The organism is Peribacillus sp. SIMBA_075, from assembly GCF_046534585.1.
On sequence record NZ_JAWRYN010000033.1, the window covers coordinates 47957 to 55749 of the forward strand.

Annotated in this window: 9 protein-coding genes; 2 read left to right on the top strand and 7 right to left on the bottom strand. The window is 35.0% G+C overall.

Features of this window, described 5'->3' with window-relative positions:
* Positions 1-282: 282 nt before the first annotated feature.
* The gene (locus SB775_RS19975; protein ID WP_410862939.1) at positions 283-1518 is read left to right on the top strand and encodes an NAD(P)/FAD-dependent oxidoreductase; all 1236 of its coding nucleotides are present in this window, start codon (positions 283-285) and stop codon (positions 1516-1518) included.
* 288 nt (positions 1519-1806) lie between these two features.
* Here the strand turns inward: SB775_RS19975 and SB775_RS19980 are convergent, their stop codons facing one another.
* The 6 genes from SB775_RS19980 to SB775_RS20005 form a co-directional block, all read right to left on the bottom strand.
* Complete coding sequence (locus SB775_RS19980) at positions 1807-2478, bottom strand: LbetaH domain-containing protein (protein WP_289319564.1); 672 nt, start codon at positions 2476-2478, stop codon at positions 1807-1809.
* 220 nt (positions 2479-2698) lie between these two features.
* Positions 2699-3079: a hypothetical protein gene (locus tag SB775_RS19985; protein ID WP_410862940.1), complete on the bottom strand. Its 381-nt coding sequence runs from the start codon at positions 3077-3079 to the stop codon at positions 2699-2701.
* Positions 3080-3284: 205 nt separating this feature from the next.
* Positions 3285-3692: a hypothetical protein gene (locus SB775_RS19990; protein WP_410862942.1), complete on the bottom strand. Its 408-nt coding sequence runs from the start codon at positions 3690-3692 to the stop codon at positions 3285-3287.
* A 183-nt stretch (positions 3693-3875) separates the two neighbouring features.
* Positions 3876-4043: a hypothetical protein gene (locus SB775_RS19995; protein WP_410862944.1), complete on the bottom strand. Its 168-nt coding sequence runs from the start codon at positions 4041-4043 to the stop codon at positions 3876-3878.
* Between the two features lie 294 nt (positions 4044-4337).
* A complete protein-coding gene (locus SB775_RS20000; protein WP_410862945.1) occupies positions 4338-5744 on the bottom strand; it encodes a DUF4179 domain-containing protein in 1407 nt (468 codons plus the stop codon).
* Positions 5737-6276 carry a sigma-70 family RNA polymerase sigma factor gene (locus SB775_RS20005; protein ID WP_410862947.1) on the bottom strand — a complete coding sequence of 180 codons (540 nt, stop codon included), beginning with the start codon at positions 6274-6276 and terminating at the stop codon, positions 5737-5739. The genes SB775_RS20000 and SB775_RS20005 overlap by 8 nt, the downstream gene beginning before the upstream one ends.
* 259 nt (positions 6277-6535) lie before the next feature.
* On the opposite strand from SB775_RS20005, the gene SB775_RS20010 reads away from it, so the two are divergent.
* On the top strand, positions 6536-6691 hold the full coding sequence (locus SB775_RS20010) for a hypothetical protein (RefSeq protein ID WP_170974108.1): 156 nt from the start codon (positions 6536-6538) through the stop codon (positions 6689-6691).
* A 129-nt stretch (positions 6692-6820) separates the two neighbouring features.
* Here SB775_RS20010 and SB775_RS20015 read toward each other — a convergent pair.
* Positions 6821-7793 (bottom strand): transposase (locus SB775_RS20015; RefSeq protein ID WP_410862949.1); only part of this gene is annotated, 973 nt, incomplete at its 5' end.

Genomic DNA, 7793 nt, shown 5'->3' on the forward strand with positions numbered 1-7793 from the left:
TCAACAAGTCTTCCCTGATAGCTCCTTAAAGTAAAAGCTGCCTTAAGACAGCTCTGATCTTCAGTAAACCTCCATTAAAATTCGAGAAACTAACCTGAATTAGCATTCCGATTTTCACCACAAATTCTTTTTAATTGTATATCAACTGGGAATTTTCTGTACTTATTTCATTTTAACTTCCATACTTTATGTATGTAGTATATTCTTATCAATTACTTTAACTTCAGAACTCTGCTAATGAATAAGCAAGTTAATAATTGTACTTGAAAATGGAGTGATACGATGAATAAGACGTATGATGTCATCATTACCGGTGCTAGATGTGCCGGCTCTACCTTGGCAATTTACCTTGCTAAGCAAGGTTTCCATGTGTTGTTGGTGGACCGATCGACTTTTCCAAGGGACACATTATCAACCCATACATTTTTCAATAATACTGTCGCTCTTCTTCGAGAAATAGGGGTCCTAGACAAGTTATTGGAAACAAAAGCACCACCGGTACGGGATATTAAATTTCAATTTGAGGATACCGTGATAGAAGGTCCCATCCCTGAGGTTTCTGGAGAGGACAGTTGTTATTGCATTAGAAGAACTTATCTCGATCATATCCTACTGGAACAAGCCAAATCTCAAATGAATGTAACCGTTTTAGAAGGGTTCCGTGTGACGGATGTCATCCGTGATGACGAAACAGTAATAGGCGTGAAAGGTTTAGACGGCAACAACAAGAAACAAGAATTTTTAGCTCGCCTTGTAGTCGGGGCAGACGGCCGATCCTCTATTATTCGCAAGCTGGTAAACAGTGAACTCAAAATAAGCATTCCGGCAACAGTCGGCATTTACTTCGGGTATTTCTCTGGATTTCGCCACGATAATGTCCCTAAATTTGAAGTATACAAAAGAAAAGAAAACACAGCCATTCTCTTTCCGACGAATGATGACTTATATGTTATTACCGGCATTTTCCCATTAGAAAATAAGGAATTGATAGAACGGTTGAAATTAAATCCGGAAAGCTGTCTACGGAATCTCTTAACAGATAACTTTCCGAATACAACAATTGGGGCGCGCTTGAAAAATGCCGAACTAGTGGAACCGGTCAAAGGCATCCTCGGATATGACAATTACTGGTATGAAGGAATGGGAAAAGGATGGGCATTGGTTGGAGATGCAGTTTGTTTTAAAGATCCTGGCATGGCGCAGGGTATCCATGATGCTATATGTGGAGCACGTATATTATCCACTATTCTATCAAAATATAAGGGACAATCCGATCAATCAAATCAAATGTCTGAAGAATATCAAAAGGAAATAGAAGATGAGTTTATGGTTCGGTTTCACATGGGATGCCAAATTTCGAAGAATGAACAAATATCTGAACAACAGGATGCTGTCAACAAACTAATCAGTTCCCATCCAGAGGCAATAGAGAAGTTTTTAGGGATTTACAATTACGCAAACGAGCCCGCTGTTTTAGAAAAAGAACTCGCACGAATTATGCAGTCGATCCGGCAATGATTTTTAGAAATTACGGGATTCAAGAGGATCGTTTGATCAATCTTTACTTTAAAGCTACAGTTGATTCTTTTTTCAGCAGATGCTTTAGGACAATTAGAGAAATAAAAAAGGGCATTTCCTAACGCCAGGAAATGCCTTTTTTGTTGAGATTTTGCTTTGTTTACAAAATACCGAAACTTTGGGCGGACACATCTATACGTCTTTTTCGAGGACAAAAAACGACAAAACAAATAAAAAGTAATAAAAATAATATACGTCTAAAATAGCACTTAAAGTAAGTGTAAATTATCAATAGGCAAATCCGCATGAGCAACGGTTTTTCCCAAATAACAGATGATAAGATGCGGGGAATTCCTGATTGACTCGTTGAACTTCATATGCAAACTCCTTATCATCCTTTGGTACGGGCGAAAGTGCATCCGCTTTTTCTTGTGAATCAATATTAGCACCAGGTGGTACGAACCTGCCAGGTGGAATTCGAACGCCATTTGTTACTACTGCATTATAAGCAATAAATGAGCCTCTCCCTACAATTGCAGTATAAACAATCGAATTAAAACCAACAAATACTTCGTCTGCTATATAACATGGACCATGTATAAGGGCACCATGAGCAATGGTCACTTCATTTCCAATGAAGATAGAATACCTCTTTTTTCCAGATGTGATCCTTTTATTTAATAAACCATGTAAAATCACCCCGTCCTGGATATTTGTATTAGAACCTATATAAAAAGGGGTTCCTTCATCCGCACGTATGCTTACATTAGGAGCTACAAAAACATTGTTTCTAATTGTAACATCCCCTATGACACTGGAAAACTGACTTACAAAAGCTGTTTTATCAATTTCAGGAAAACGTTGAACAGGATTAAATGAAGTAACAGGGTTCGGGCTTATGAATGGTTCAAAACAGTGAGAATGGTTATTAGAGGCGTTTGATCCTTCTTTTTCTCCCAAGTTATCACCTCCTTCACAATCTAATGGCGTTTAATTAGTTTATGCAGGAAGATTGGGTAAGGAATGGGCTAATAATATCAGGTTATTATCCCTTTAATTGCATAAAGAAAAAGCTTCCTTAAAAACAGCTCTGATTTTCAGCTAACGCACACGTTTGTAAAAGACAAAAAGGCATTAGCCCTTATTCAATAAAGAATTCTTTAGCAAAAACATCAATGCTTTAGTCTTTCTTTTTCCAAGACATTAAATCAAAAAAAGCCAATCCAAATGATACACCCAAAGGAATACCTAGATCCCAAACCTCCATTTCCGAACGTTTAAAAAAATAAGAAAGAAGGTAGTTCAAAGCACTTAAAGAAATAAACCAAGTAATAAACGTAAAAAGCCTTTTTCTTATTTGAATCCAATTTAACTTTCTTGTATTCGCAATAACTAAAAAGATGGAGAACACACCATATAGAAGAAGATAAATTAAATATCCTATGATAAATTTAAAAGAAAGCGAAGTATCAATATCCTTATATATTATAAATATCGTAAGTATGGTTCCTACCAAAAATACAATAAACAAAATTAAGTTTAACGAAATATATTTCTTCATCTTTTCCCCCTTACCTTACAAGTCTAGATATCTTTTGATTATCTCAAAATATCAGAACTTATGTATTGGTAACTCATTCCTTGTTGAACTATCCAGCCCCAATAGTTCCATAAGAAAAGCTGCCTTAAAGACAGCTCTGCTCTCCAGCTAACGCACCTGTTAGTTCTATAAGAAGAGTTTACCAATATTTCGTCATAGATTCTGTTTAAGGTTTGCTATTAGTTTTTTTCAAAAAAAACAATATATGAAAATAGGTATGTACTGCTATTCCTACCGTTAAATAAGCCCAAAAATTATCAGAGTCTAATATGTAGGCAAGAGTGATTGCAGAAATGGTATACAAAGAAAATTGTAAAAGATATACTTTTAAGTTTGTATGTAAACCCAAAAAATAAGTTATGGTATCAATAATTAGAGTTACAGGAATACCAATAATGCAATATATTGCTAATTCATATATTGTGCCAATAATTACTCCATTTAAAAAAGGGAAATTTTCATCTTTTGGAAGATCTTCATTTAAAGATATTAAACTATCAATTGAAGCACTAAGAAACGATGATAATGGAGCTGCAAGAAGTATAGAAATAGGGATCAAATATATTTTTTTCATAAACACCACCTCAGCATTAAATATTACTTTCATAAAGAGTGGTAGCAAAATGTATTGCAATTAATTCACAGTACGAATAAATTACGCTTCTTGAACTAAACTGCCCCGATAGTTAATTAAGGGTTCTTTTTTTACAATCAGAAGGCCACCATTTGGCGGACTTCTAAAAGAACCTAAAAACAGTTAAAAGGCTTTTAAAAAAATGGAGTTTGCCCAGTATGCCACTAGAATAATAATAATTGTAGTAACAATAACAAGCATTTTTTTACTGTGATTTCCGACTTCTTTCTTTTCCCCTATTTCCTCTCTGTATTTCATTTGTACCTTTTTCTTTTTATCATCTAATTTCATAGCAGGTAGACTCCTTAATGAAAATAATTAAGTTAATTTTACCATAAAAAACCATGTTCATTCTTCAACTATCCTGCCCCGATAATTCTATAAGAAAGAGCTACCTTAAAGACAGCTCTGATCTTCAGCTAACGCACCCGGTAGTTTAAGTACACCATTTCACAAACTTCTAACTAATAAAAAAAAAGACGGTGACTTACATAAGTCACCGCCCCGATATTACTAATTATTCAATGCACTAGTAGAATCCCACTCGTCAACTATATGGTTCCTAAAATGAGCTACTTTAATTGTTTATTCATTCCCCACTGGAAGTACAACAGTAAATGGTTGTAATTCCTTAGCGGGGAAAAAGCTTGAAAAATTAAATTGTAAAATTGTATTTTCCAACTTAAAGTTCATAAGTTTTTCTTCCCCATTTAAATCGAATGTAGATTGGAAGTGCGCTGCTTTTTTATCGATAGTTTTCACTTTATTCAGATGAACACTATGATTTTTAGGTGGTACTGGATTTTCAGGATTGATTTTACCAATATATTCTTTATCTACTAGCAGGAATACATATTGCAAGTTATTTTCAAACAATTCAAGCTGATGCTTACTCAATTCCTTGGAGAGCCCTGTAAATTGATAATCGATTACAAGTTTACTGCCCTTTTTAGTTATATCATTTACCTGAAGGCCTAAATTGAATCGTTTACTTTTTAATGTAAACGATTTTTTGTCCAATAGCTGTTGTACTTTTGGGTCCGCCACAGTAAGCTGCGGATAAAAAGTAAGTGAGTTAATATTTGACTTTATCTTGGTCATTTTTGTTCGAATAGTACTATGATATCCATCCTCTTGTGCTGTCCCCTCTAGAGATGTTCCGTTTCCAAACCTATATACTTTTCCTTTATTATCAATTGCTTTTAGTATATAAATTTCATCATCTTTGTATTTTTCCACCGTCTCATAAATAAGCGAAGATGACACCCTTGCGGTGAGGATCTCTTTAATACGGATTTTGACCTCATCATCCGTGTATCCTTGCTCCTGATCAATAACAAGTGTGCTGTTTTTTTCTTGCTGAATTGGGATATCAAAATTCCATTCACCTTTTATCCCGTTAATATTATGAATAGTTATGGGGAGAGTAGAATTCTCCTTAAATGATTTATATGGATATTCCATTTTCCATTGGAAATTGTATCCCCCCTTGACCTTCCTAATATCTGTCGACTTTCCATTCAACCAAGGGTCATTATCCCCTTTGTTGTGTTCAAAATTCATATCAAAGCTTACTTCCCCTTTTTCGTTATGCCCTTTTTCAACATCTTCATCTACAAATCCTGTAATTGATACCACATTGCCATCAAAATAAGCATTGGTGAGTTTTACAGTCACTCCATTTTTAGTTAAGGATTGATTTAATTCTGTAACTGCATCTTGATTCGCAAGTTCAACACCCATTGAATCATTGAATTCATGAAAAATCCCGCCTATTAAAGGGGTATTAGCCAATACTTTATTCATTGTAGGATTAACAAATCCAGAAGCAATGGTGATTCCAAGAAGAGCAGCTGCAGCAGCTGAACCTGCAAGAACTTTCTTTTTCTTTCCTTGCCCTGACATTTTTAAGCCTTTATCAATAGCGTCAAACACTTTTTCTTTTGGTACAACTATTTTTTCAATAGCACTTTTTACTTCTTTGTTATCCATTGCATTTGCCCTCCTCATCTTTATAGGACTTTTTTAACTCGACTTTCCCCCTACTTAAATAAGTTTTTACAGTCCCTTCGGGGATCTCCATGATTTCACTAATAGTTTTTATAGAATAATCATAGTAGTAAAACAAAATAATGGCGGATCTATAATTCCCTTTTAACTGTCCGATCGCATTTAATAGATCTATTGCTTCGTCATGACCTGAATGATAGGTTACCGATAAATTAGACAATACTTCGTCTGTTAGTGGCACAATATTATTTCTTTTTTTGAGAATATGACCAGCACATCGGATAATGATCCTGGTAAGCCAAGTCATAAAGTAATCTGGATGCTTTAACGAGTGAATACTCTTATAAGCTTGATATGTCGTCTCTTGAACGACATCCAATGCATCCTCTTCGTTATGTACATAAAGATAAGCAGTCCGGTAGATTCGTTCATAGTGCTGCTTTATGAGATGTTCAAAAGCTTTTTTATTGCCCCTAATTGCTTTTTTAACCATCTTATCATTCTCAAACTCCATCTCTCTCTCTCAACTCCTTTCAACTATTAGTGGAATATATCTTCAGAAAAAGTTTCAAAAAGTTAAAGTATTTTTAGAAAAAGCATAACATGCAAATAAAAATCTAAAAGACAGTCAATCTTAAGCTGACGCACCTGATATTTCAACAAGGTCTAAATGATAAGTTACTAAAGACAAGAATTTTTTAAAAAATAATAAGTATTCTCCTTATACTTGCGCATATTAAAAGCAATAACATTGAAAGCGAGATGGATAAGTATTGTCTAAACAAGGGATGCAAAACAAGGATCAAACTAGAAAGCAAATCGAGAAACAGGATAAAAGAAATGATGTTGAACTAGGTAATGAATTTCAAATTGGAAACACAAGTTCACAGAGCCCCAAAAAAAGTGGACGTCAAGTAAATAAAAAATAACCCCGATCTTTGAGGCTGCTGAAAAACTCACGTTTTTCTAACTAGTACGGTAAATCAAATTAAAAAAAGACGATTCTCATTCGGTACTTGAATGGAAATCGTCTTTTTTTGCTTCTGTTTGTCACTTTTTTAGGCCATTAATTTCAATATTCTTTTCAAGTTAACGGTGAAAATAGCCATTGCTCCTTGTAATTCCATGCCAAGTAGACCCGAGGATTTTGCAACATCATACCCGTGCCTGTGTTTCAATTCACTGTTTTTCGCTTCAATTTTATAACGTTCTTTTGATTTTTCTTTAAAATATTCACTCTCCTGGAATGTAGCCTGTTCTATATGTTCATTGGATTTAATACTGACAGAATAGGTCTTGCTTTTCGCTCCTTCTTTATAACAGCCTTCTTTAAAGGGACAAATCTTACACTTTTCTACGTCAAAGTAATAGGTATCGGTTTGATTCGTCCCTACATCTTTTTTGCCCTGGCGAGCTTTCCTGATAGCCAAATGCCCAGCCTTACAAACGTACATTCCTGCATCCTTGTTAAATTGAAATTCCTTTTCCTTCTTCCGGAATCCCTGTGTAACTGAAGGATTCAATTTTGCGACTAGTTTAATGTTATTTTCTTCACTGTATTCAATATTTCCCTTCTCTGAGTAAGCTGCATCCCCAATCACGGTCTCAATCACCATACCAGCTGCCGTGCTCTTTTCAATTAATGCCTTTAATTCTTTACCGTCCGTTTTTTCACCTGTAGTGATAGTCGCAGCTGTAATGATTCGCTCCTCACTCATCGCAATATGTGTTTTGTATCCAAAGAAAGAAGAGTCAGCGCTCTTGTGGCCAATCTTGGCATCTTGGTCTTTGGAGATCCTTAACTGTTCGATATCATCAGCTACCGTTTCTATTAATAGATTTAACTGCTCTTTTACCTTTGGATATTGGGTGATACGCTCTTCTGTTTCCACTACCTCGATGAGCTTCTGGCTATAAGCAATTTCATCCTGTAATACATCAGTAGTGGTTTTGGCCGGGAATTTATTTTTCATCTCTTCATCTATCGAATAGATTACTTTTCTTAATTTTTTAGATTGGTCCATCAATATT

Coding starts and splice junctions, on each gene's coding strand:
- SB775_RS19975 (WP_410862939.1), top strand. CDS start 283: ATGAATAAGACGTATGATGTCATCATTACCGGTGCTAGATGTGCCGGC.
- SB775_RS20005 (WP_410862947.1), bottom strand. CDS start 6,276: ATGGAGTTTGAGAATGATAAGATGGTTAAAAAAGCAATTAGGGGCAAT.
- SB775_RS19995 (WP_410862944.1), bottom strand. CDS start 4,043: ATGAAATTAGATGATAAAAAGAAAAAGGTACAAATGAAATACAGAGAG.
- SB775_RS19985 (WP_410862940.1), bottom strand. CDS start 3,079: ATGAAGAAATATATTTCGTTAAACTTAATTTTGTTTATTGTATTTTTG.
- SB775_RS19990 (WP_410862942.1), bottom strand. CDS start 3,692: ATGAAAAAAATATATTTGATCCCTATTTCTATACTTCTTGCAGCTCCA.
- SB775_RS20000 (WP_410862945.1), bottom strand. CDS start 5,744: ATGGATAACAAAGAAGTAAAAAGTGCTATTGAAAAAATAGTTGTACCA.